Here is a 22,283-nt window from a genome sequence, read left to right on the forward strand (position 1 = left end):
CCCTGCTGGTTGCAGGATGCATTTGAACTACTTCAGATTGCGCCGCCGCAATTGTATCTCTGGCGCGCCGCGCTTCCGCCACGTTACGGCCGCAATTCATTTTCAAATTCGTCACTGTATTTTCAAATATTTGCTAGTGACCTGGAGTTAATATTATGATCAAGAAAGTTCCTAATCCCATTGATCAGCACGTTGGCAGCCGCGTCCGTATCAGGCGCGTCCTGGTGGGTATGAGCCAGGAGAAGCTCGGCGAGGCGCTTGGCCTCACCTTTCAGCAGGTACAAAAATACGAAAAGGGTACCAACCGCATCGGTGCGAGCCGGCTGCAGCAGATCGCCTCGATCCTGGGCGTCACCATTTCCTTCTTCTTTGAAGGCCTGCCGCCAGAAACCGGCTCCGTGCATACGGCTGAGCATGCCGGTGAGAGCGACACCTCCCATGTCATCGAGTTCCTGTCGACCACGGAAGGCCTGCAGCTGAACAAGGCCTTTGCCCGCATCAAGGATCCGAAGGTGCGGCGCCGGGTCGTCGACCTCGTCTCCACGCTCAGCCAGGAACACGCCGCCTGAGCCGCGAAGCGGCGCCCATCGGCGCCCTTTGGTTTCGATGCGCCCTGTGCGGTTTGGTGATGCCACCAAACCGCCGTTCGCGGCGGAAAATCGCTCCAGCGTTCCTTTAAACGAACAAAACGTACGATTTGCCGCTTGACGGCGAAGCCTACCCTCGCCAAAACGGGACGATACCAAGTTCCATTTTGGCGTGGAGAAACATTCGTGTCCCGTTCCGACTATTTGTTTACCAGCGAGTCGGTCGCTGAAGGCCACCCCGACAAGGTCTGCGATCGCATCTCCGACGAAATCGTCGACCTGTTCTATCGCGAGGCGGCGAAGACCGGAATGGATCCCTCCCAGGTGCGCGTCGCCTGCGAAACCCTCGCCACCACCAACCGCCTGGTGATCGCCGGCGAATATCGCGGTCCCGACACCATCACCAAGGGCAAGATCAAGAGCGCCGCCCGCCGCGCCGTCAAGGCGATCGGCTATGAGCAGGAAGGCTTCCACTGGAAGAAGGCCAAGATCGAGGTCCTGCTGCACGGCCAGTCTCCCGACATCGCCCAGGGCGTCGACATTTCCGGCAACAAGGACGAAGGCGCCGGCGACCAGGGCATCATGTTCGGCTATGCCTGCCGCGAGACGCCGGAATTGATGCCGGCTCCGATCTACTACGCCCACAAGATCCTCGAGGACATCACCAAGGCCCGCAAGTCGGGTGACCTCGGCATGCTCGGCCCCGATGCCAAGAGCCAGGTCACGGTGAGGTATGAGGGCGGCAAGCCGGTCGGCGTGACGCAGATCGTGCTCTCCACCCAGCATCTCGACGAGACTCTGACCTCCGGCGACATCAAGAAGCTGGTTGAGCCCTATATCCGCAAGACCCTGCCGGAAGGCTGGATCGGCAAGGATACGGTCTGGCACGTCAACCCCACCGGCAAGTTCGTGGTCGGCGGTCCGGACGGCGATTGCGGCCTGACCGGCCGCAAGATCATCGTCGATACCTATGGCGGCGCAGCTCCCCACGGCGGTGGCGCCTTCTCTGGCAAGGACCCGACCAAGGTCGACCGTTCGGCGGCTTATGCGGCACGCTATCTCGCCAAGAACGTGGTCGCCGCCAAGCTGGCAGACCGCTGCACCATCCAGCTCGCTTACGCCATCGGTGTGTCGGAGCCCCTGGCCATCTATGTCGACCTGCACGGCACCGGCAATGTCGCCGAGGAGAAGATCGAGAAGGCTTTGCGCGACGTGATGAGCCTGACGCCTCGCGGCATCCGCGAGCACCTCAACCTCAACAAGCCGATCTATGCCCGCACCTCCGCCTATGGCCATTTCGGCCGCAAGTCGGCCCGCGACGGCGGCTTCTCCTGGGAGAAGACCGACCTCGCCGACGCGATCAAGAAGGCCGTGCGCGCCTGATCCGAGGCCGACAATAGACACAAAGCCTTTCCCGCTCGCCGGGAGAGGCTTTTTTCATAGCGCTTTGCTTCGGTGGGTATGGGTCGTGACTGAAGACGACAAGCACAAGTTCGGCGACGGTATGGATGCCCCGTCTCGGGGCCATGGCGCTTTCTTCGGCCGCCGCAAGGGCAAGACCTTGCGGCCGGGGCATGCAGACCTGATGTCCGGCGCGCTGCCGCATTTGCGCCTCGACCTGACCGCCCCGGCTCCCGCCGACCTTGCCGGCCTGTTTCCGGGGCCTGTGGATGACGTCTGGCTCGAAATCGGCTTCGGCGGCGGCGAACACCTCACCCAGCGTGCCGGCGAGAACCCGAACGTCGGCTTCATCGGCTGCGAGGCCTATGTCAACGGCACCGCCAAGATGCTGGCCCAGATCGAGCAGAACGGGCTTGCCAATATTCGCCTGTGGGACAACGACGCCAAGCAAGTGGTGGATTGGCTGCCGGCCGGCTCGATCGGGCGCATCTATCTGCTCTATCCCGATCCCTGGCCCAAGCGCCGCCATCGCAAGCGACGCTTCCTGGGCGAGGAAATGCTGACGCATCTGGCCCATGCTCTCAGGCCTGGGGGCGAACTGCGTTTTGCCACCGACATTGACGACTATGCCGCCTATGCCCTGGCGCGCGTGGCACGCTCGTCCGATTTCGAATGGACGGCCGAGCGCCAGGCCGACTGGCTGACGCCCTGGGACGGCTGGCGCTCCACCCGCTACGAAGCCAAGGCATTGCGGGAGGGCCGGCGCGGCGCCTATTTCACCTTCAGGAGAGTTTAGGTCTTCCCGGGGACCACCCAGGCGGGCTGCCTCTATTGGGCTGTCAGCCGGGCCAGCACGCCTTCCAGGGCGGCATCGAAAGCCCCGTCTCCTCCTCCCTTGAGAGGCCGGTCGAGTTGCCCCGCCAGCAGGAGATGGGCATAGCCGTGCACGAGCGACCAGACATGCAGCAAGGTGTCGAGCCGCTCGCCCTCGAGCGGGCCTTCGCCCGCCCTGGTTACCAGGCGAATCGCGGTCTCGAGCTCGGCGAAGGCCTCCTGCCCGGCAGCCCTTAGGGCCGGATCCTCGATGTTGAGCCGATGCCGGTTGAAGGTGAGCCGGAACCTCTCCGGATATCGGCGGGCGAAGGCGACATAGCCGCGGCCGATCGCCCGCAATCGGGCCTGCGGCTCGTCGATGCCAGCGCGGGCCTCGCGCATGAACAGCGTGAGCGTTTCGAATCCTAGCGCCGCTACCGCGGTCAGGAGACCGGCGACATCACCGAAATGATGCGCGGGAGCGGCATGGGAGACGCCCGCCCGCCGGGCGCATTCGCGAAGGGTGAAGCCCTCGACACCCCGTTCGGCCAGGACGAGTTCAGCCGCGAGGAGCAGCGCGGCCCGCAGATCACCATGATGATAGCTAGCCTTGTGCGCCGTCGATCCCTGCTCCACTTCGTTTTCGCTCCGCATCATCAACACCACCGCCCCGCACCGTAGGGTCGCCATCACTATCCATCACGATCTTGACAATGTCAAAATTGCTGCCATCCTTATCTTGACACTGTCAAGTTGGAGATGCCGACATGACTCTCGATCAAGCTTTCACGCTCGACAACGTCTTTTCCTGGGCTGGCATCCTCGCTCTCTGTGGCTGGATCGTCCTTGCCCTCTCTCCCTTGCGTCCGGCCCTGGCCCAGGCGATTGCCGGCAGAATCATTCCGATCGCGCTTGGCCTTGCCTATGCCGCCTTGCTCCTTCGCTTCTGGGGCGAAGCTGCAGGCGGCTTTGGTTCTCTCAGCGATGTCGCCGCGCTGTTCGGCCATCGCGGCCTGCTCCTGGCCGGCTGACTGCATTACCTCGCCTTCGACCTGCTGATCGGAGCCTGGGAGGTGCGCGAGGCGAAACGGGCCGGAGTGCCGCAGCTGGCCGTCCTGCCCTGTCTCGCCCTCACTTTCCTATTCGGTCCCGTCGGCTTCCTGACCTTCCTGGCCCTGCGCAACGTCTGGCTCCGCGGCTTCTCCCGCCGTCAAGGAGAACCCGCATGACGACGAACATCTCCAGCCTGCGCCTTGCCTGCCGTCCCCATGCGCTTGCCTGGAGAGTGGCGGATGATCTGCTTCGACGCGAGCGCCGGCTGGCGCGCGGCGGCTTCGTCATCCTGGCGCTGATGGTCCCGACCCTCGCGGCCCTGATGATCGACGACAGGATGCTCAACGGCATCTCCGTTTGGATCAAGCCGCTGAAATTCCAGCTCTCGGTCGGCCTCTATCTCCTGACCGTGGCCTGGTTCGTCGGCGCCTTGCCGAAACAGGCCCGCCACGGGCGGGCGGTGCGGGTCCTCGTCGTCCTCGCTTTGGCAGCGAGCACGTTCGAGATCGGCTACATCATGCTGCAAGCGGCGCAGGGCCTCGCCTCGCACTACAACGTGGCCGATCCCTTCCACCGGCTGATGTACACGTTGATGGGCATCGGCGCGGTGACGCTCACGGCCGTGAGCCCTGCCTTGGCAGTCTTGCTGCTGCGACACCGCCCGCAAGCCTGGTCGACCGCCTTCTGGCTGTCGGTCCTGCTCGGGCTAACGCTCACTTTCGTGCTCGGCGCAGGCTCGGGCAGCGTTCTTTCCGCCGGCAATGGCCATTGGATCGGCGGCGCGCGCACGGACGCGACGGGCGTGCCGATCTTCGGCTGGTCGCGTACGGGCGGCGACCTGCGGGTGGCTCATTTCCTCGGCCTGCACGTCTTGCAGATCATGCCCGTCCTGGGCCTGATTGCTGAGCGCTGGGCCAGCGGCCGCATTGCCGCTGTCATCGTCTGCGCCGCCGCGCTCGCCTATGGTGCAGCCACGCTCTTCGTCTTCGTGCAGGCCTTGCTGGGCCTTCCCTTCATACCTGCGTGAGAACGAGCGAACGGCTCACTTCTTGCGGCCGAACCAGCCCTTCTTTTCCGGTTCGGCGGGGGCTTCCTCGCCTTCCGGCTTGGGCGAGATCGCCTGGCCGAACTTCTCGAAGAAATCGCCAGCGAGTTTCTTGGCCGTGCCATCGATCAGGCGCGCGCCGAGCTGGGCGATCTTGCCGCCGACATCGGCCTTGGCGTCATAGTGAAGGATTGTAGCCTCTTCGCCATCGGCCTCGAGACGCACGGTGGCGCCGCCCTTGGCAAAGCCGGCGACGCCGCCCTGGCCTTCGCCGGAAATGGTGTAGCCATTGGGCGGATCGAGGTCAGACAACGTCACCTTGCCGTTGAAGGTGGCCTTGACCGGCCCGATCTTCAGCACGGCCTTGGCGGTCATCTCGGTCGGCGAGACCAGTTCGATCGCTTCGCAGCCCGGAATGCACTGTTTGAGGACCTCGGGATTGTTCAGGCCCTCCCAGACCTTCTCGCGCGAAGCCTCGATGCGCTGCGAACCGCTCATATCCATGGAACTGCTCCTCCCGGGCCATATGCCCCTTTGCTTCATAGATCATGACCGACGGCCGCGGAGCAAGACAGGGATGTAAAATTGCTGCTGCCTGCTGTCGTCGCTCCCCACTCCCGTAATCCAGCCGCAACCCTTGTTTCCTATCGATGAGCCACAACAAGGACATTTCGAATCATGAATCGGAACACATCGCTTCGCGGATGGGTGGCCGTGGCACTCTGCGCCCTGGGTCTGCTGCCACCGAGCGGTCTCGCTTTCGCCCAGACGTCCCCGATTGCCAGCGGCGGCGAGACCGTGGCAGTTGCCGGCATCGAAAACATCCTGATCCGTCATGCCAATGCCAAGGGCAGCCTCATCCTGCTCACCGGCGGTGACGGCCGGCTCGATGTCGGGCCCAACGGCCAGTTTCGCAGCGGTGCCGACAATGTGCTCATCCGCAACCGCGACGCCTTTGCCGCCAAGGGCTATAACGTCCTGCTCGTGGACAAAGGCACCAACCTCGCCACAGCGGTCGAAACCATGGCAGGCCTTAAGCGGCCCGTCACGGTCGTGGCCACCTCCGCCGGCACGCCCCGGGCCGCCGAAGGCTTGGTAAAGGGCGCCAAGCCGGACCGACTGGTACTGACCTCAGCTTTCCTCAGCAAGGAGTCCGGCCCCTCCGAGAGCGTCATGGCGATCCTCGGCTCCTCCAAGCTGCTGCCATCAACCCTCGTGGTGCATCACCGCCAGGATGGCTGCCGCTTCACCAAACCGGCCGGCGTCTCCTCCTTCCAGGCCTGGGCCGGAGAGCGAGCGACGGTGAAATGGCTGGAGGGTGGCCTGCAAACCGGTAATCCCTGCCGGTCCCGCGCGCATCACGGCTTCAATGGCCAGGATGCGGAACTGGTCTCGCTCGTCACGGAATTCGCCGGGCAATAGAGCTAAAGCGTTTTACGATTTGATGGAACCATCTCAAATCGCAAAGACGCGTCCGACCAAAGAGCTGGAGTAAAAGGGCGTTTCTACCAAAACGCGCTTTGCTCCAGCCCGGCGCATCACTCTCCGAAGCCGAACGCTCCCTCCGGATCCATGGCCTGGTGCAGCCGCCCCGCCGCCAGGCGGGCAAGCAGCAAGGTCAACACCTTGCGCGTCGGCGCGGCAAGACGCTGCTCGGGAGCGTCCCGCAGCAATGTGCCGCCATAGGCGTCGGCCACGATGCTGCCGGCTTCCTCGGGAAGCAGAGCCAGTGGGAAATCCGGACCGACGGCGAAGAACAGCCGGTCGCAATAGGTGAGATAATCAGGCCATTTGTGGTCGACCTGGAAGTCGATCGCCGAGGACTTGATCTCCACGATCCAGATCTCGCCCTTGCGGCCGACGGCGAGCAGATCGGCGCGGCGGCCATTGGGCAGCGTCACCTCTGGTACTGGCGTCAGGCCGTATTGGCGCAGGAGCCGGCTGGCACCGCGCTGGATCGTCAGGGCCGCGGCGGACTGGCGGCCGTCTACGGGCAGGATCGGCAAACCGCTCGTCATCGTCCCGCCTTCTCCCGCCGCCTTTCCACCGAGGAGGCGATCCGCATGGATTCGCGATATTTGGCGACGGTACGCCGGGCAATGTCGATGCCGTCCTTGCGCAGCAACGCAACGATGGTGTCGTCGGAGAGGATGGCATTGGGTGCTTCGGCATCGATCATCTGGCGGATGCGATGGCGCACCGCCTCGGCCGAATGCGCCTCCCCCCTTCGGCATTGGAGATCGAGGCGGTGAAGAAATATTTGAGCTCGAACAGGCCGCGGGCCGAGGCGATGAACTTGTTGGCGGTAACGCGCGACACCGTCGATTCATGCATGCCGATGGCATCGGCCACGGTCTTGAGATTAAGCGGACGCAGATATTGCACGCCGAGGGAGAAGAAGGCGTCCTGCTGGCGCACGATCTCGGTGGCGACCTTGAGGATGGTGCGTGCGCGCTGCTCCAGGCTGCGGGTCAGCCAGTTTGCCGTCTGCAAGGCCTCGGTCAGGAAGGTCTTGTCCGTCTCGCTGCGGGCCGTCCGCGCCACGCGGGCATAGTAGTTCTGATTGACCAGCACGCGCGGCAAGGTGTCGGGGTTCAGTTCCACCATCCAGGTCCCGTCCGGTGCGGCGCGCAAGAGGACGTCGGGCACCACCGGCTGAACCGGCGTGGAGCCGAAGGCCAGGCCTGGCTTGGGCGTGAGGCCACGCAGTTCGGCGATCATCTCCGTCACATCCTCCTCGTCGACACCACATAGGCGCCGGAGAGCCGGGATGTTGCGCTTGGCCACCAGCTCCAGATTGTCGAGCAGTGCGGCCATGGCCGGGTCGAACCGATTGCGCTCCTTGAGCTGGAGCGCCAGGCACTCCTTCAGCGAACGAGCCCCGACGCCGCTCGGCTCGAAGCCCTGCACGATGACGAGCACGGCCTCCACCTCCTGGAGCGCCGCCGCCAGGCGTTCGGCCAGCTCGGCCAGATCGCCGACGAGATAGCCGCTCTCGTCGATCATATCGATGATGAAGCGGCCGATCAGCCGGTGCCTGGGATCCCGAGTTGCCAGATCAAGCTGCGTCTCCAGATGATCGGCCAGCGAAAGGCCGGCCGCGGCCATGCTCTCGTAATTGACGTCTTCGTCGCCACCATGGCCGCCCGCACCGACATTCGACCAGGACGAGACATAGGGGTCGCTCCCGGCCAGTTGCTCGATCGCCGCCGGCGCTTCCTGCCTGTCGGCGGGCCGCTCGTCGGGAAAGACATTGTCGAGATCGGTGCCGAGCCCCTGCTCCATCGCCTCGCGGGAGGGCGCCATGTCATCTTTCAGCCAATCGCCCGCGGCGGGATCGACAGGCGCTGTCGCAAGCGTCTCGGGTTCGCGCGAGATCTCACCATCGGCGCGCTCCAGGATCGGGTTACGCTCCAATTCCGCGTCGACATAGGCCGTGAGATCGAGATTGGACAGTTGCAGAAGCTTGATCGCCTGCATCAACTGCGGCGTCATCACCAGCGACTGGGTCTGGCGGAACTCAAGCCTTTGCGACAACGCCATGAACGCGGACGATCCTGATTATCAGTCTTGTTGCGGGCAGCATCCTGCATGGACGGCGGCCAGAAGCAAGTTTCACGCCAGATTTTTCGGCAGGCAAGCCGACAAAAAGAGGAAGACCGGAGGCACAACCTGACGCCGAGGGCGATGAAAGGCGTGGAAGGCGCATTATGATGCCTTACCCCGGCCGAGAAATCGGCTAGGTAAGGGCAGAATGTGAAGAAGGGGAACTCCGATGGAAGGCGTGATAGTCGTCGATCACCCGCTGGTGCAGCACAAGCTCACTTTGATGCGCGACAAGAATCGCTCGACCAAGGGGTTCCGGCAGTTACTCAACGAGATCGGGCGCCTGCTCTGCTACGAGGTCACCCGTGACCTGCCGCTGGAAATGGTCGAGATCGAGACGCCCCTGACCAAGATGCAGGCGCCGCGCGTGGCCGGCAAGAAACTGGTACTGGCGCCGATCCTGCGTGCCGGCGAGGGTTTCCTCGAAGGCATGCTGGACCTCGTGCCCTCGGCCCGCGTCGCCCATATCGGTCTCTACCGCGATCCCGCCACGCTGCAGGCCGTGGAATATTACTTCAAGGCCCCGCCTGATGTGGCGGAGCGCCTGGTGATCGTGCTCGACCCGATGCTGGCCACGGCCAACTCCGCCGTCGCTGCCATCGAGCGGCTGAAGGCCCGCGACGTCAAGGACATCCGCTTCGTCTGCCTGCTCGCCGCCCCCGAGGGCATCAAGCATCTGCGCGAGGCCCATCCCGACGTGACGATCTGGACGGCGGCGATCGACAGCCATCTCAACGACCACGGCTATATCGTGCCGGGCCTGGGCGATGCCGGCGACCGCATCTACGGGACGAAGTAGGCGGGAATACCTGGCGCGCTCCAAGGACGTTCCTGGGGCGTTTCCTTGATCAGCCCTCAATTGATTGCCATCCTCGCCGAGTTCACCCTGTTTCCACGGCGGCCCCATGCGCATTCTTCTGATCGAGGACGACCCGATGATCGGAAAGGCGCTGCTGCAGGCACTCGGCGATGCCGGCATGGCGGTGGACTGGGCCCGGGACGGTGCCGACGGCGAGGCCGCCCTGCAACGCCACGGCTATGGTGTAGTCCTGCTCGACAACGGCCTGCCCGGCAAGAGCGGCTTTGAATTGCTGCGCGATCTCAGGCGGGCCGGCGACACCACGCCCGTCCTGATCATCACCGCCAGGGACGACCTCGACCATCGCGTCGACGGCCTCGACCTCGGCGCCGACGACTATATCGTCAAGCCTTTCGAAATGCGCGAGCTGCTCGCCCGAATTCGCGCCGTACTGCGTCGCCGCCATGGCGGCCAGGCCGTCTCCACGCTGGTCCATGGCGATCTCGAACTCGATCTCGAAAGCCATCGTGTCACCTATCGCGGCCAAAGCCATGTGCTGACCGCACGAGTCTTTTCCCTGATACTGGTGCTGATGGAGCGTCCCGGCGCGATCGTCTCGCGCAGCCAGCTGGAGGAACGCCTCTATGGCTGGGGCGAGGAGGTCGAGAGCAACGCCGTCGAGGTCTTGATCCACTCCATCCGCAAGAAATTCGGCAAGGACATCATCCGCAATTCGCGCGGAGCGGGCTGGATGATCGAAAAGGACGCTCCCTGATGTCGTTGCGCTGGTCGAGCCTTACAGCCATCGCCGCCGTGCTGCTGGTGGTCGGCATCGGCGCGGCCCTCGCCTCCTACTTCGCCGTACGGCGTGAAGCCCATCGCTTTCTCGACAAGCAGCTGCAGCAAGTGGCCGTCTATGCCCTGGAAGCGCGCAATCTGCGCCCCGCCATCAAGAGCACCCGCAACCGCGAGGACGATCTGCTCGTCCAGGTCTGGGATGACGCCGGCGCGCCGATGCGCTCGACCAATCCCGCCATTGCCATTCCGCGCGGCGAAGGTACCGGCTTCTCGAACGAGATCGTCGCCGGGCATGAATGGCGGGTCTACACTCTCGCCGAGGGAGAACGCACGGCTCAGATCGCCCAGCAAATCGAGGCACGTACCGAGCTGGCCGAGCATGCGGCCCTCGGTGCCGTTCTGCCGATCATCATTCTCATCCCTGTCGCCTGGCTCTTCCTCGGCCTGGTCATCTATGTGGTGATGAAGCCGCTCGGCCGCATCGCGGCGACCCTGTCGGAGAGATCCGTCGCCGATACCATGCCCATCCCCGTGACGGGCGTGCCTTCGGAGGTCCTGCCGCTCGTTGCTGCGATGAACCGCGCGCTATCCCGTCTGCAGCAGACGCTGGAACGTCAGCGCCGTTTCATCTCCGATGCCGCCCATGAGCTGCGTACCCCGCTCGCCGCTCTCACCCTGCAGATCGGCAATCTCAGGCCTCTTGCCCGAGGCAAGGAACTGAACACCAGGCTCGACGACCTGGAGGCAGGCGCCAGGCGCGCCACCCATCTCACCAACCAGATGCTGCAGCTGGCCCGCCTGGAATCCGGTGCCAGCGGGCAGCAACGCACGCCTGTCGATCTCGGCGCACTGGCCGAGGCTTGCGTGGCCGATCTCGAGCCGATCGCCAAGGCTGGGGGGTTGCATCTGAGCTTGCGGCGAAACAGCGAGGTTCCCCTGGCCGGCGACACCAGGCAACTACGGACACTGCTCACCAATTTGATCGAAAACGCCCTGCACTACACCCAACCGGGTGGCGAAGTCACGGTCGAAACCATCGACGAAGGGCGTGGGATACGCATCACCGATACCGGGCCGGGGCTCGATCCGGACCTGCTCGGACGTGTCTTCGAACGCTTCTTCCGGGCCGCGCCGCAGCACGTCGAAGGCACCGGATTGGGGCTGGCGATCGCTAGATCCATCGCCAACGGCCATGGTATCGCCCTCTCTCTGGCCAATCGGGTGGATCGCAGCGGCCTGGTGGCCGAACTCCTGGTCTCGGCTCACCTGGACGGCGAGATCGCGAATGCCCCGACAGGGGCCTGAAATATGCCGCGGCCAGGCTGGTCGTGAGCTTCCTTCGTTGCCACATAATCGGCATATCCGGTTTGGTGATTGGAGCGATCATGAGTGCGGACTGGCTTGATACCATCGGCATCGCGGTCGAGCGCCGCGACATTGCCGCCGGCCTCACACAGGTGCCGGCATCCCCCTTCCATCGGCTAGGCGTTCATGTCGGCAGGCCGGTCAACGCATCCTGCCGCTGCGACGGCCAGCGCCACATCCGAATCCAGTCCGACGGCGATATCGACATCGTTCCGGCAGGATTGGATGGCGAGTGGGAGGATGACGCCGATTGCACCATCCTGCGCCTATGGGTAAGCCCTGCCCTCCTGCGCAAGGCTGCCGAGGACCTGGAGATCGATTCCGACCGCGTCAGGCTGATACCGCGTTTCCAGTGCCGCGACTCCAGGATCGAATATATTGCCAAGGCCCTGGCCGAGCCGGCGCGGCAGATCCCGACCGACCGCCTGGTTGCCGAAGGCCTCGGTTCCGCCCTTGCCGTCCGCCTCATCGACGGACATGCGAGGCTGGCCGCCATTTCGGCAAGACAGACACTGTCGGCAAGGCAGCGCAATCGTCTGGTCGAATTCATCGAAAGCCACCTCGAACACAATCTCTCCCTCGCGGTGTTGGCGGGGATCGCCGGCATCAGCGTGCCGCACCTCAAGGTCCTGTTCCGGCGCTCGTTCGGCCTGCCGGTGCACCAATACGTTATCCGGCGCCGGGTGGAGCATGCCAGGCAATTGCTCGCTGATGGCGAACTGCCGATCAGCCAGATCGCCCTGAGCGCCGGCTTTGCCCATCAAAGCCATCTCGCTCACGCCATGAAGCGCGTCCTGGGCGTGACGCCGGCCGGCCTCGTCCGCCTGAGGCGGGAGCGAGCGGCCTGACCGCAAAGAGCCCTTTTTCCATCCCTTTCTGTTCCTCGCCATCCTTTTGCGTGCGACGACACCTGCCGAAACGGCTTCCAATCGCGCCTCGACAGCAAGCGAGGACAGACACGATGTTCGTCATTCTGGGCGCCAACGGCAAAGTCGGCCGCCATTCGATCGAAGCGCTCCGCCGGCTCGGCGCACCGGTGAGGGCCGTCATTCGAAACGCAGGCCATGCGGCGGCCCTGCAAGCCCTCGGCTGCGACATCGCCATGGCCGATATCCATGACGGCGAGGCCCTGCGCCACGCCCTGCGGGAGGCGCAGGCGGTTCAGATCATCTGCCCCATCAGCCCGCGCAGCGACGATGCCAGCGCGGAGATGCAGGCCTCGATCGAGGCGATCAGCGCAGCCCTGGCCGACGCCGGTCCGGGATCCGTGCTGGCGATTTCCGACTATGGCGCCCATCACACCCGCGATACCGGCATTGCCCTGACCTTCCACCATCTGGAAGCGGCTCTTCGCGGTCTGGGCCTGCCCTTGACCCTGGTAAGATCGGCCGAGCACATGCAGAACTGGGCCCGCCTGTTACCGCGGGCGATCGAAACGGGCGTACTGCCAAGCCTGCACCATCCCGTGACCAAGCTGTTCCCCACCATCTCGGCCGCCGACCTCGGAGAGATTGCCGCCCAGCTGCTGACGACCGGCGCCAAAGACGGGCTTCGTATCTTTCACGCGGAGGGCCCGGAGCGCTACAGCACGGCGGATGTCGCCTCGGCGCTGGCCACCCTCACCGGCCGGGAAATCGTGGCACGGGCGCTGCCGCGCGCCCAATGGCTACCCGCGCTGGCACAGGGCGGGCTGAGTACGAGCTATGCCCAGCTCGTCGCCGACATGTATGATGCCCACAATGCCGGACGCATCGACGTGGAGGCGGCCATCGGGAATGTCAGGCCCGGCGACACCGGCCTGCACCAGGCCCTGGCGGCCATGCTCGGCCCCCCCTAAGTCTACCCTAATTCCACAGGGCTAGAACGCGCCGACGACAAGTGGTCGGAGGCGAAGGTTGAGCAACGGTTCTGCGTATGAAATCCCTTTCGGGCGCCGCGCAATGAGCACCGCCCGGTTGCGGAGTGCTCTCCTGACTGCGGTTCTCACCTGTGTTGCCCTCCTGGCCGTCGGCGCAACCTATCTCGGCCTGCAATATCTCGGCGGCAATTTCCACACCGTGGTCGCCGGTGAGCTCTATCGCTCGGGTCAACCCACGCCCGGGCGGCTCAGGCACTATGTCCGCGAGGCGGGCATCCGCACGGTGATCAATCTGCGCGGCAGAAATGCCGGCACCGCCTGGTACGATGCCGAGATCGCCGAATCAGCCCGGCTCGGCGTCACGCATGTCGATTTCGCCATGTCAGCGTCACGCCAATTGAGCGGCCTCCAGGCGGACGCCCTGGTGCAATTGCTGCGCAATGCGGAAAAACCCATCCTGATCCATTGCGAAGGCGGTGCGGACCGCAGCGGTCTGGCCGCCGCCCTCTATCTCGCCGCGATCACGAAGGTGAGCGAAGCGCAGGCGGAAAGCCAGATGTCGCTGCGCTTCGGGCATTTCTCGCTGCCTTTCCTGCGCAGCTACGCCATGGACGACACCTTCGAGAACCTCGAGGCCAGCCTGGGCTATTCGAAGAGCTGAGCCGGCTACACCCACTCGCCCTTGCGCATCAGGGGTTCGGCCTTGCCGTCGGCACCGATGCCGTCAATGTCGATCTCGCCCGAGCCGATCATCCAGTCGATATGGATCAGGCTGTTGTTGGCGCCGCGCGCTGCCAGCTCTTCCGGGCTGAGCGATCCGCCATTGACGAAGCATTGGCTGTAGGACTGGCCGAGCGCGATATGGCTGGCGGCATTCTCGTCGAACAGCGTGTTGTAGAACAACAGGCCGCTCTGGGAGATCGGCGAGGAAAACGGCACCAGCGCCACTTCACCGAGATGACTGGCCCCCGCATCGGTCTCCAGCACCTTGGCGAGCACGTCCTTGCCGCTTGCGGCGTCGGCATCGACGATGCGTCCCTCCTCGAAGCGCACGGCAATCTTGTCGATCAGCGTGCCCTGATAGGACAGCGGCTTGGTGGAGGAGACATAGCCGCTCACCCGGTCGCGATGCGGCGTGGTGAAGACTTCCTCCGTCGGGATATTGGGATTGCAGGTGATGCCGTTCTTGGCCTTGGACGAGCCGCCGAGCCATTCATGCCCATCGGCGAGGCCGATGGTGAGATCGGTGCCCGGCCCGGTATAGTGGAGGGCGGCATAGCGCTTGTCGTTCAGATAGGCGGCGCGGGCATGCAGGTTGTGATTATGCTCCGCCCAGGCGGCGACCGGGTCATTCGAATCGATGCGGGAGGCGGCGAAGATGGCGTCCCACAGCCTGGCGACGGCAACCTCCTCCGGCTCGTTGGGAAACACGGCCTTGGCCCAGGCCGATGACGCGTAGGAGACGATGTTCCAGTTGATGTCGAAGCCGACGATGCGCTTCTGTGCCGGCTTGTAGGCGGCCGAGCGCGCTTGATTGGCCCGCGCGATCCTGGCCGGATCCTGGCCTGCCAGCAGCGAGGGGTCCTCGCCGGCGATGGCGAGGCGGGCGGCGCCCCGGTCGAAGGCCGCGGCCATGCCGTCGAACAGCCAGCCCGAGGCAGTGTCGAAAGCGGCATCCGGCGCGAAGCGATAGCGCGCCAGCGTCGACTCTTCGTCGGAGAACAGGGTGGTGACCAGGCTCGCACCGGCCTTGTACGCATGCTCAGTGATCCGTCTCACCAGCGGCAGGGCCTCGATCGAGGCCGTCATCACCAATTCCTGGCCGGGCGCGAGACCGAGGCCGACCTTCACGGCCGTCTCGGCAAGCTTGTCGAGACGCTTTGAATGGCTCTCGGAGGAAATGGACATGGCAAACCTCAAAAGGGGAACAATCGAGCGCGCAGACCATCAATGATGCCCCGCGCCGTCAAGCCCTTTGTCGGCACAACGGACAAGAGAGGAAGATTAGGCCAGTCCACGACGGTCTGGAACTTGACAGCTCCGGCTTTCGCGCGGCATTTGCGGCAAGATTGTGTGAGGATACGCCATGGAAATCGCCCGCCTGCAGACCGTGATCGACGCCGCCTGGGAAGACCGGGCCCAGTGCAATTTCGAGACCAAGGGCGAAGTCCGGGCAGCCGTCAACCATACGCTCGGCCTGCTCGACGAGGGCAAGCTGCGCGTGGCCGAGAAAGTCCCCGGCGCGACCGGCCGGGAATCCTGGCACACCCATCAATGGCTGAAGAAGGCGGTGCTGCTCTCCTTCCGCCTCAACGACATGACCACCATCGCGGGCGGCCCGGGCGGCACTCTGTGGTGGGACAAGGTCCCCTCCAAGTTCGAGGGCTGGAGCACAACGGAATTCCGCCAGGCCGGCTTCCGCGCGGTGCCCAATTGCGTGGTGCGTCACTCGGCCTATATCGCGCCCGGCGTGGTGCTGATGCCATCCTTCGTCAATCTCGGCGCCTATGTTTCCACCGGCTCCATGGTCGATACCTGGTCGACCGTCGGCTCCTGCGCCCAGATCGGCAAGAACGTGCATCTGTCCGGCGGCGTCGGCATTGGCGGCGTGCTGGAACCGCTGCAGGCCAATCCGACCATCATCGAGGACGACTGCTTCATCGGCGCCCGCTCCGAAGTGGTCGAGGGCGTGATCATCGGCGAAGGCTCGGTGATCTCGATGGGCGTCTATATCGGCGCATCCACCACCATCATCGATCGGGCCACCGGCCAGATCTACAAGGGCTATGTGCCGCCCTATTCAGTGGTGGTTTCCGGCAACCTGCCGGGCAAGCCGCTGCCGGACGGCCGCCCCGGCCCCTCGCTCTATTGCGCGGTGATCGTCAAGACGGTCGATGCGCAGACGCGTTCCAAGACCAGCATCAACGAATTGCTGCGCGACGGAAACCACTGAGCCTTGGAAGCTCCCCGTTTTACCCTCCCCTGGAGGGGGTAGGGTCGGCCTGCAAGGCCGGGGTGGGGTGAAAATACGCAGATCTTGCCGCAATTGGTGACAACTCATTTTTACGGAGAAGTCACCCCACCCCGACGCTTCGCGTCGACCCTCCCCCACCAGGGGAGGGTAAAGGGAGCCCCATGACCGATCTCACCTTCGACCCCCGCGATCCTGTCGCGCTCACCCAAGCCCTCATCCGCTGCCCCTCCGTCACGCCGGCGGAAGGCGGGGCCTTGACGCTGCTGGCCGATGTGTTGCAGGCAAACGGCTTCACCACCCATTTGGTGCCGTTCAGCGACGAGGACACCCCGGATGTCCTCAATCTCTACGCGCGCATCGGACCGCCAGACAAGCCGGCCCTGATGTTCGCCGGCCATACCGACGTGGTGCCGCCGGGCGACGAGGCACGCTGGCGCCATCAGCCCTTCTCGGGCGACATCGTCAACGGACAGCTCTATGGGCGCGGCGCGGTGGACATGAAGGGCGGCGTCGCCGCCAGCGTCGCGGCGAGCCTGCGTCATCTCGACATCAATCCCGACGCGCCGATCGCCTTCCTGATCACCGGCGACGAGGAAGGCCCAGCCATCAACGGCACCGTGAAACTGCTGGACTGGGCCGTCGCCAAGGGCGACCGCATCGGCCATTGCATTCTCGGCGAACCAACCAACCCCGACGCTCTCGGCGACATGGTCAAGATCGGCCGGCGCGGCTCGCTGTCAGGCATCATCACCGTGCATGGCAAGCAGGGGCATGTCGCCTATCCGCATCTGGCCATGAATCCCGTGCCGCAGATGGTGCGCCTGCTCGCCGCCCTCACCCAAAGCGAACTCGACCACGGCAGCGACCATTTCGACGCCTCCAATCTCGAGGTGGTGTCGGTGGATGTCGGCAATCCCGCCTTCAACGTCATTCCCGCCGACGCTCGCGCGACCTTCAATATCCGCTTCAACGACCGCTGGACCCGGCAAAGCCTGGAAGAGTGGGTGCGGGCCAAGCTCGACGGCGCCGCGGGCAACGAGGTCGCCTATGACCTCGTCTTCGAGCGCTCGGCTTCCGAATCCTTCTTCACCCCGCCCGGTGCCTTCGTCGATGCGATCGTCACGTCGATCGAGGCGGAAACCGGCCGCCGGCCGGTGCTGTCGACCTCCGGCGGCACCTCGGATGCCCGCTTCATCAAGAATGTCTGCCCGGTGGTGGAATTCGGCTTGGTCGGCAAGACGATGCACCAGATCGACGAACGCGTCGATATCCTCGACCTGGAGAGCCTGACCCGGATCTACCAGCGCATCCTCGGGCAGTATTTCGGGTGATTTGGAGCACGGACACCACAGCCCCATGAAGTCATGGGGCGATGTCCGCTCCTGAAACCGGCGCGCTGGCGGAAAAGAGCGGACATCACGATATGCTGTGCATATCGCTGAGCTGTCAGCGCTCCTCTTCCACGCTCCTTTAGAGAGCCTTCACCGTCGGCCATGGCGCGTCCACGCGCCTGATCGGATTGGCAAGCGGCAGCCCGAACGGCTCGGCCGAAATCTCGAAGACGTCACCCGGTTCGGTCACCACGCCATCGGAGACGCTTAGCGTCGCCGTGCCGTAATAATGCACGTTTACATGCCCGGGCTGGCGGAACAGCTGGTATTTGAAGTGATGGCCCTCGAGGTTGGCAATGGTGTGCGACATGTTCGCCTCGCCAGTGAGGAAGGGCTTTTCCCAGATCACCTTGCCCTGGCGCAGAATGCGCGAGGTGCCGCGGATGTCGGCAGGCGCCTCGCCGACCAGAAGCTCCGGCCCGATGGCCGAGACGCGCAGCTTGGAATGGGCGAGATAGAGATAGTTCTGCCGCTCGGTGACGTGGTCGGAGAATTCGTTGCCGAGCGCAAAGCCGATGCGCCAGGGTGCGCCGTCGGGGCCGTTGACATAGATGCCGGCCAGTTCCGGTTCCTCGCCGGCGTCGAGGGCGAAGGACGGCGACGGCAAGGCACCTTGCGGGGGAATCAGCGTCGAGCCATCGCCCTTGTAGAACCATTCGGGCTGCACGCCTTCCTTGCCCGGCGCCGGCCGGCCGCCATCGAGCCCCATGCGGAACATCTTCATCGAATCGGTGGCCTTCGACAGGTCAGCCAGATCCTGATGCATCTTGTCGCGCCCCTCGGCGCTGCCGAGATGGGTCAGCCCGGTGCCGGCAACCATGACATGGCTGGGATCAGGATGGTCGATCGGCGCCAGTATCTCGCCGGCGGCAAGCGCAGCCGCAAGGTCGACAGTTCCCCCCAGGCCTCGCCGCTCGATTTCGGCCCGCAGGCTGTGACCCGAAGCGATCGCGGCATTGGCAAGGTCTAGTACCGACTCAATATCGCGGATGAGGCGAGAAACACCATCGTTTGTGGCGACGACAGCGCGCCGACCCTGATGGCGCAATTGGGCAAGACGTAAGGGAGTGGGAGACACCAGGCACATTCCTCAGACAAATTCGCAGAGGCGCATCATAGAAAGCATTCGACAGAGCGCAACGGTAAAATAGCGGCGGCGATCAATTGGCGGAGCAAGACGATCGGGCGAATTCTGATGCCCGGACAATATTCGGGACCAGCGCTGACCCGCGCGGTTTTGATTTTGTTTAGGACGTGCAGAAAAACAATTGCATCCCTGCTCAAATTGCGTTCAATTTGGGAACGGATCGTGTCGAATCTGCCAGCCGGCAAGTGGTGGTCCTCCCTGCACGGCAACAGTGGCAGGCGACCGAACGGGCTCCAGCGATGCGAATCCGCCAGGGTTTTTGCAGATGTTTATTCTAGATACTATGTTGAAGCGCCTGATTAAAAAGGGTGCACTTACGGTTATTGATCCCGAAGGCCACGTTCATACCTACGGATCTGATCAAGGTTTTTCCAGCACGATACGAATCGAGGACAAGGCGACAGCCTGGAAGCTACTCACCAACCCGGAACTGGAGGTCGGCGAAGCTTTCATGGACGGCCGGCTCGTCATCGAGAAGGGCGACGTCTATGAGATGCTTGCCCTGTTCATGCAGAATATCGGCTGGTCTGTTTCGATCGGGCCATTGAGCAACATTGCCTCCGCTGCTCGCAAGATCGGCCGGCGCATTGCTCAGTATAATCCGGCCGGAAAGTCGAAGAACAATGTCGCCCATCACTACGATCTGAGGGACGAATTGTTCGACCTCTTCCTGGATGTGGATCGGCAGTATAGCTGCGCCTATTTTCCCAGCCTCAACATCACGCTGGAAGAAGCGCAGGCTTACAAGAAGCGGCATATCGCCGCCAAGCTGCTGCTGAAACCAGGCGTGAAGGTCCTCGACATCGGCTCGGGCTGGGGAGGCATGGGCCTCTACATCTCCGAGGTGACCAAGGCTGATGTCACCGGCATCACCCTGTCGGAGGAGCAGCACCGGGTTTCCAACGCCCGGGCTCAGGCCGCCGGCATCGCCGACCGTGTGCGCTTCGAACTGATCGACTACCGCGCTCTCGACCGGAAATTCGACCGCATCGTCTCGGTCGGCATGTTCGAGCACGTCGGCGTCAATCATTACGATGCCTATTTCCGCAAGATCGCCGCGCTGTTGAACGATGACGGCGTGGGCCTCGTGCATGCCATCGGTCGGTCGGACGGGCCCGGCGCCACCAATCCGTGGATCCAGAAATATATCTTTCCGGGCGGCTATTCGCCGGCGCTGTCGGAAGTCTTGCCGGCAATCGAACGCGCCGGCCTGATCGTCACCGACATCGAGATCCTGAGGATCCACTATGCGGAGACGCTCAAGCATTGGCGCGAGCGCTTCAACCACCACCGCGACCAGATCCGCTCCTTCTATGATGACCGATTCTGCCGGATGTGGGAGATGTATCTGGCGGCCTCCGAGGCCACCTTCCGGTGGGGCGGCCACATGGTCTTCCAGATCCAGGTGGCCAAGTCGATCAACGCCGTGCCGCTGACGCGCGACTATATAGGCGACGCCGAACGCCGATTGCCGCTCGATCTGCAGCCGGTTCCCGCGCCGGCCCGCGAGGCGGCCGAGTAGGCGCAGGAGCATCATCCGCCCCCGCTGGATCGGATGATGCTCGGAATTAAAAAAGGCAGACGCGTCCTTCCGATCCAACCGGATCGAAAAGACGCTCTCGCAACCGATCATCGATGGCGGGTCGCCAGAGCATAAACCCAAAGAGTTGCACGACTTTTTGGACAAGACTATGCGTTCAAGCAGAGACTTGATGAACATGATCCGATCGTCTTGATCGGATCATGTTCCAGAGAACGCCATTCAAGCCATTTACAAGAAGAGGCGGGTCTTCGGGCCCGCCTCTTCTTTCCGCTCTATGAAACAGGAAGCCGCGATCGAGCTTCCGGAAAGCCGTTATGACCCAGTCCGAACAGGCCAGTTCCGCACTGAGCCCCCACGAGATACGCTCGATCATCATCGGCGTGCTGGTGGCGATGTTCCTTGCGGCGCTCGACCAGACCATCGTCGCCACGGCGATGCCGACGATCGGCCGTGTGCTCGGCGATTTCGAGAATCTGCCCTGGGTCGTTACCATCTATCTGCTGACCTCGACGGCGGTGACGCCGCTCTATGGCAAGATGGCTGATATCAACGGCCGACGCGTAACGCTGCTGGTGGCGATCGGCACCTTCATGGCGGGCTCGATCCTGTGCGCCCTCGCCCCGACCATGCTCACCCTGATCCTGGCGCGGGCCCTGCAGGGCCTCGGCGGCGGCGGGCTGATCTCCCTGGCACAGACCATCATCGCCGATATCATTCCGCCGCGGGAACGGGCTCGTTACCAGGCCTATTTTGCTACCGTCTTCGTCGCCTCGAGTATCGCCGGGCCTGTGCTCGGCGGCTTCATGGCCGAAAAGCTCCACTGGTCGGTGATCTTCTGGATCAATCTGCCGCTCGGCCTGCTCGCCTTCGGGATGACGAATTCCGTGCTCAAGAAGCTGCCGCGCCACGAAAGGCCGCATAAGCTCGATTTTCTCGGCGCGGGGCTGATGGCCGTGGCGACCATCGCCCTGCTGCTCGCCCTCAGCCTGGGCGGCCCGCATTATGCCTGGACCTCGGCGCCGATCCTCGGGCTGTTCGGCCTCTCGGTCCTATTCTGGATCGCCTTCGTCATTCGCCTGCGCACCGCGCCCGAGCCGCTGATCCCTACCGAAATCCTCGCCAATCCGGTGGTGGCGGCAGGTACCATCGCCGCCTGTTTCGGCATGGGCGTGTTCATCGGCATGACGATCTACATGCCGATCCTCCTGGAAGGCGTCTATGGGTTGACGGCCAGCCAGTCGGGCCTGGCCTTGATACCGATGATGGTCGGCACCGTCACCGGGGCAACGCTGTCTGGCCGGTTGATGGCGCGCATAACGCACTATAAGCGCCCGCCTTTGTTTGGTCTTGCCGTCTCGACCCTCGCCTTCGCCCTGATCTCGATCAACCCGCAGGCCCTCCCGCTGGCGGTGCTTGAAATCCTGCTGACGTTAGCCTCGCTGGGCATCGGCACCATGCTGCCGGTCACCACGGTTGCGATCCAGAACGCCGTGCTGCAGCATCAGATGGGCACGGCAACCGGGGCCATGAACTTCTTCCGTTCGCTCGGCGGCGCCTTGATCGTGGCGGTGTTCGGGGCGATCGTGATGGGAGGCCTGCCGGCTGATCTCGCCGCCAACGTCACCATCGAGACGCTGGCGACATCGATCGCCGTGGCCGGCAGCGATATCGGCTCGGTGTTCCGCTGGGTATTCCTGGCCGCCGCACTCGGATCGCTCGCCACGCTCTGCGCCCTGTTTCGCATGGAAGAGCGGCCGTTGCGGACCAAGGTCGAGCCGGCCTCGATGGCGATGGAGTGACCGCCCGAGCGCTTTGCGGTCTCGTGGAATCACCGGGAATCGCAAAACGCGCCGACGCACATTCGAAAGCAAAGAGCCATTTCCGCCTGAACGCGTTTTGCTTT

The 22,283-nt window shown here is 63.8% G+C and carries 20 protein-coding genes and 2 pseudogenes; 16 read left to right on the forward strand and 6 right to left on the reverse strand.

Annotated features, from left to right (window positions below):
- Positions 1 to 155: 155 nt before the first annotated feature.
- The 3 genes from ACN6KF_RS16770 (at position 156) to trmB (ending at position 2,784) form a co-directional block, all read left to right on the forward strand.
- Positions 156 to 569 (forward strand): helix-turn-helix domain-containing protein, encoded by a 414-nt coding sequence (locus ACN6KF_RS16770; protein ID WP_434957930.1) that lies wholly within the window; start codon positions 156 to 158, stop codon positions 567 to 569.
- Between the two features lie 204 nt (positions 570 to 773).
- A complete protein-coding gene (gene metK, locus ACN6KF_RS16775; RefSeq protein ID WP_434957931.1) occupies positions 774 to 1,970 on the forward strand; it encodes a methionine adenosyltransferase in 1,197 nt (398 codons plus the stop codon).
- 85 nt (positions 1,971 to 2,055) lie between these two features.
- Positions 2,056 to 2,784 carry a tRNA (guanosine(46)-N7)-methyltransferase TrmB gene (trmB, locus tag ACN6KF_RS16780; protein WP_434957932.1) on the forward strand — a complete coding sequence of 243 codons (729 nt, stop codon included), beginning with the start codon at positions 2,056 to 2,058 and terminating at the stop codon, positions 2,782 to 2,784.
- Positions 2,785 to 2,816: 32 nt separating this feature from the next.
- Here trmB and ACN6KF_RS16785 read toward each other — a convergent pair whose 3' ends face one another.
- Entirely contained in the window at positions 2,817 to 3,491 is a 675-nt protein-coding gene (locus tag ACN6KF_RS16785; RefSeq protein WP_434957933.1) for a TetR/AcrR family transcriptional regulator, read from the reverse strand.
- Between the two features lie 77 nt (positions 3,492 to 3,568).
- On the opposite strand from ACN6KF_RS16785, the pseudogene ACN6KF_RS16790 reads away from it, so the two are divergent.
- Together ACN6KF_RS16790 and ACN6KF_RS16795 are read left to right on the forward strand one after the other, a co-directional pair.
- Positions 3,569 to 4,030 (forward strand): annotated as a pseudogene (locus ACN6KF_RS16790) (ABA4-like family protein).
- Positions 4,027 to 4,881 carry a hypothetical protein gene (locus ACN6KF_RS16795; RefSeq protein WP_434957934.1) on the forward strand — a complete coding sequence of 285 codons (855 nt, stop codon included), beginning with the start codon at positions 4,027 to 4,029 and terminating at the stop codon, positions 4,879 to 4,881. Before ACN6KF_RS16790 ends, ACN6KF_RS16795 begins: the two are co-directional and overlap by 4 nt.
- Before the next feature lie 15 nt (positions 4,882 to 4,896).
- Here the strand turns inward: ACN6KF_RS16795 and ACN6KF_RS16800 are convergent, their stop codons facing one another.
- Positions 4,897 to 5,403, reverse strand: coding sequence for an SRPBCC family protein (locus ACN6KF_RS16800; protein ID WP_434957935.1), 507 nt, complete (start codon positions 5,401 to 5,403; stop codon positions 4,897 to 4,899).
- Positions 5,404 to 5,577: 174 nt separating this feature from the next.
- On the opposite strand from ACN6KF_RS16800, the gene ACN6KF_RS16805 reads away from it, so the two are divergent.
- On the forward strand, positions 5,578 to 6,321 hold the full coding sequence (locus ACN6KF_RS16805) for an alpha/beta hydrolase (protein WP_434957936.1): 744 nt from the start codon (positions 5,578 to 5,580) through the stop codon (positions 6,319 to 6,321).
- 116 nt (positions 6,322 to 6,437) lie between these two features.
- Here ACN6KF_RS16805 and ACN6KF_RS16810 read toward each other — a convergent pair whose 3' ends face one another.
- Positions 6,438 to 6,917, reverse strand: a complete 480-nt coding sequence (locus ACN6KF_RS16810) for an MmcB family DNA repair protein (protein ID WP_434957937.1) — start codon at positions 6,915 to 6,917, stop codon at positions 6,438 to 6,440.
- Positions 6,914 to 8,442 (reverse strand): annotated as a pseudogene (rpoN, locus tag ACN6KF_RS16815) (RNA polymerase factor sigma-54). The gene ACN6KF_RS16810 and the pseudogene rpoN overlap by 4 nt, the downstream one beginning before the upstream one ends.
- A 232-nt stretch (positions 8,443 to 8,674) precedes the next feature.
- Here rpoN and upp point away from each other — a divergent pair.
- The 6 genes from upp (at position 8,675) to ACN6KF_RS16845 (ending at position 13,986) form a co-directional block, all read left to right on the forward strand.
- Positions 8,675 to 9,304 (forward strand): uracil phosphoribosyltransferase, encoded by a 630-nt coding sequence (upp, locus tag ACN6KF_RS16820; RefSeq protein WP_434957938.1) that lies wholly within the window; start codon positions 8,675 to 8,677, stop codon positions 9,302 to 9,304.
- 106 nt (positions 9,305 to 9,410) lie between these two features.
- Entirely contained in the window at positions 9,411 to 10,079 is a 669-nt protein-coding gene (locus ACN6KF_RS16825; RefSeq protein ID WP_434957939.1) for a response regulator transcription factor, read from the forward strand.
- Positions 10,079 to 11,407 (forward strand): ATP-binding protein, encoded by a 1,329-nt coding sequence (locus tag ACN6KF_RS16830; protein ID WP_434957940.1) that lies wholly within the window; start codon positions 10,079 to 10,081, stop codon positions 11,405 to 11,407. The genes ACN6KF_RS16825 and ACN6KF_RS16830 overlap by 1 nt, the downstream gene beginning before the upstream one ends.
- 80 nt (positions 11,408 to 11,487) lie before the next feature.
- Positions 11,488 to 12,315 carry a helix-turn-helix transcriptional regulator gene (locus ACN6KF_RS16835; protein ID WP_434957941.1) on the forward strand — a complete coding sequence of 276 codons (828 nt, stop codon included), beginning with the start codon at positions 11,488 to 11,490 and terminating at the stop codon, positions 12,313 to 12,315.
- Positions 12,316 to 12,428: 113 nt separating this feature from the next.
- Complete coding sequence (locus ACN6KF_RS16840) at positions 12,429 to 13,304, forward strand: NmrA family NAD(P)-binding protein (RefSeq protein ID WP_434957942.1); 876 nt, start codon at positions 12,429 to 12,431, stop codon at positions 13,302 to 13,304.
- A 103-nt stretch (positions 13,305 to 13,407) separates the two neighbouring features.
- Positions 13,408 to 13,986, forward strand: coding sequence for a phosphatase domain-containing protein (locus ACN6KF_RS16845; protein WP_434957943.1), 579 nt, complete (start codon positions 13,408 to 13,410; stop codon positions 13,984 to 13,986).
- A 5-nt stretch (positions 13,987 to 13,991) separates the two neighbouring features.
- Here the strand turns inward: ACN6KF_RS16845 and ACN6KF_RS16850 are convergent, their stop codons facing one another.
- Positions 13,992 to 15,233 (reverse strand): aminopeptidase, encoded by a 1,242-nt coding sequence (locus ACN6KF_RS16850; RefSeq protein ID WP_434957944.1) that lies wholly within the window; start codon positions 15,231 to 15,233, stop codon positions 13,992 to 13,994.
- Positions 15,234 to 15,411: 178 nt separating this feature from the next.
- On the opposite strand from ACN6KF_RS16850, the gene dapD reads away from it, so the two are divergent.
- Entirely contained in the window at positions 15,412 to 16,278 is an 867-nt protein-coding gene (gene dapD / locus ACN6KF_RS16855; protein WP_434957945.1) for a 2,3,4,5-tetrahydropyridine-2,6-dicarboxylate N-succinyltransferase, read from the forward strand.
- Positions 16,279 to 16,460: 182 nt separating this feature from the next.
- Positions 16,461 to 17,630 carry a succinyl-diaminopimelate desuccinylase gene (gene dapE, locus ACN6KF_RS16860; RefSeq protein ID WP_434957946.1) on the forward strand — a complete coding sequence of 390 codons (1,170 nt, stop codon included), beginning with the start codon at positions 16,461 to 16,463 and terminating at the stop codon, positions 17,628 to 17,630.
- Positions 17,631 to 17,769: 139 nt separating this feature from the next.
- Here dapE and araD1 read toward each other — a convergent pair whose 3' ends face one another.
- Complete coding sequence (araD1, locus tag ACN6KF_RS16865; RefSeq protein ID WP_434957947.1) at positions 17,770 to 18,768, reverse strand: AraD1 family protein; 999 nt, start codon at positions 18,766 to 18,768, stop codon at positions 17,770 to 17,772.
- Positions 18,769 to 19,102: 334 nt separating this feature from the next.
- Here araD1 and ACN6KF_RS16870 point away from each other — a divergent pair, with 334 nt between their 5' ends.
- Together ACN6KF_RS16870 and ACN6KF_RS16875 are read left to right on the forward strand one after the other, a co-directional pair.
- Positions 19,103 to 20,359, forward strand: coding sequence for a class I SAM-dependent methyltransferase (locus ACN6KF_RS16870; RefSeq protein WP_434957948.1), 1,257 nt, complete (start codon positions 19,103 to 19,105; stop codon positions 20,357 to 20,359).
- Between the two features lie 335 nt (positions 20,360 to 20,694).
- Positions 20,695 to 22,179 carry an MDR family MFS transporter gene (locus ACN6KF_RS16875; RefSeq protein WP_434957949.1) on the forward strand — a complete coding sequence of 495 codons (1,485 nt, stop codon included), beginning with the start codon at positions 20,695 to 20,697 and terminating at the stop codon, positions 22,177 to 22,179.
- Positions 22,180 to 22,283 lie beyond the last annotated feature (104 nt).

Source organism: Labrys methylaminiphilus subsp. lupini, assembly GCF_051161885.1.
Classification (GTDB): Bacteria; Pseudomonadota; Alphaproteobacteria; order Rhizobiales; family Labraceae; genus Labrys.

Excerpts from the sequence above, each read along its gene's own strand:
- ACN6KF_RS16805 (WP_434957936.1), top strand. The coding sequence starts at position 5,578 with ATGAATCGGAACACATCGCTTCGCGGATGGGTGGCCGTGGCACTCTGC.
- ACN6KF_RS16835 (WP_434957941.1), top strand. The coding sequence starts at position 11,488 with ATGAGTGCGGACTGGCTTGATACCATCGGCATCGCGGTCGAGCGCCGC.
- ACN6KF_RS16810 (WP_434957937.1), bottom strand. The coding sequence starts at position 6,917 with ATGACGAGCGGTTTGCCGATCCTGCCCGTAGACGGCCGCCAGTCCGCC.
- ACN6KF_RS16800 (WP_434957935.1), bottom strand. The coding sequence starts at position 5,403 with ATGGATATGAGCGGTTCGCAGCGCATCGAGGCTTCGCGCGAGAAGGTC.
- ACN6KF_RS16785 (WP_434957933.1), bottom strand. The coding sequence starts at position 3,491 with ATGGCGACCCTACGGTGCGGGGCGGTGGTGTTGATGATGCGGAGCGAA.
- upp (WP_434957938.1), top strand. The coding sequence starts at position 8,675 with ATGGAAGGCGTGATAGTCGTCGATCACCCGCTGGTGCAGCACAAGCTC.
- ACN6KF_RS16840 (WP_434957942.1), top strand. The coding sequence starts at position 12,429 with ATGTTCGTCATTCTGGGCGCCAACGGCAAAGTCGGCCGCCATTCGATC.
- ACN6KF_RS16795 (WP_434957934.1), top strand. The coding sequence starts at position 4,027 with ATGACGACGAACATCTCCAGCCTGCGCCTTGCCTGCCGTCCCCATGCG.
- dapE (WP_434957946.1), top strand. The coding sequence starts at position 16,461 with ATGACCGATCTCACCTTCGACCCCCGCGATCCTGTCGCGCTCACCCAA.
- ACN6KF_RS16870 (WP_434957948.1), top strand. The coding sequence starts at position 19,103 with ATGTTTATTCTAGATACTATGTTGAAGCGCCTGATTAAAAAGGGTGCA.
- ACN6KF_RS16845 (WP_434957943.1), top strand. The coding sequence starts at position 13,408 with ATGAGCACCGCCCGGTTGCGGAGTGCTCTCCTGACTGCGGTTCTCACC.
- dapD (WP_434957945.1), top strand. The coding sequence starts at position 15,412 with ATGGAAATCGCCCGCCTGCAGACCGTGATCGACGCCGCCTGGGAAGAC.
- ACN6KF_RS16830 (WP_434957940.1), top strand. The coding sequence starts at position 10,079 with ATGTCGTTGCGCTGGTCGAGCCTTACAGCCATCGCCGCCGTGCTGCTG.
- ACN6KF_RS16825 (WP_434957939.1), top strand. The coding sequence starts at position 9,411 with ATGCGCATTCTTCTGATCGAGGACGACCCGATGATCGGAAAGGCGCTG.
- ACN6KF_RS16875 (WP_434957949.1), top strand. The coding sequence starts at position 20,695 with ATGACCCAGTCCGAACAGGCCAGTTCCGCACTGAGCCCCCACGAGATA.
- ACN6KF_RS16850 (WP_434957944.1), bottom strand. The coding sequence starts at position 15,233 with ATGTCCATTTCCTCCGAGAGCCATTCAAAGCGTCTCGACAAGCTTGCC.
- ACN6KF_RS16770 (WP_434957930.1), top strand. The coding sequence starts at position 156 with ATGATCAAGAAAGTTCCTAATCCCATTGATCAGCACGTTGGCAGCCGC.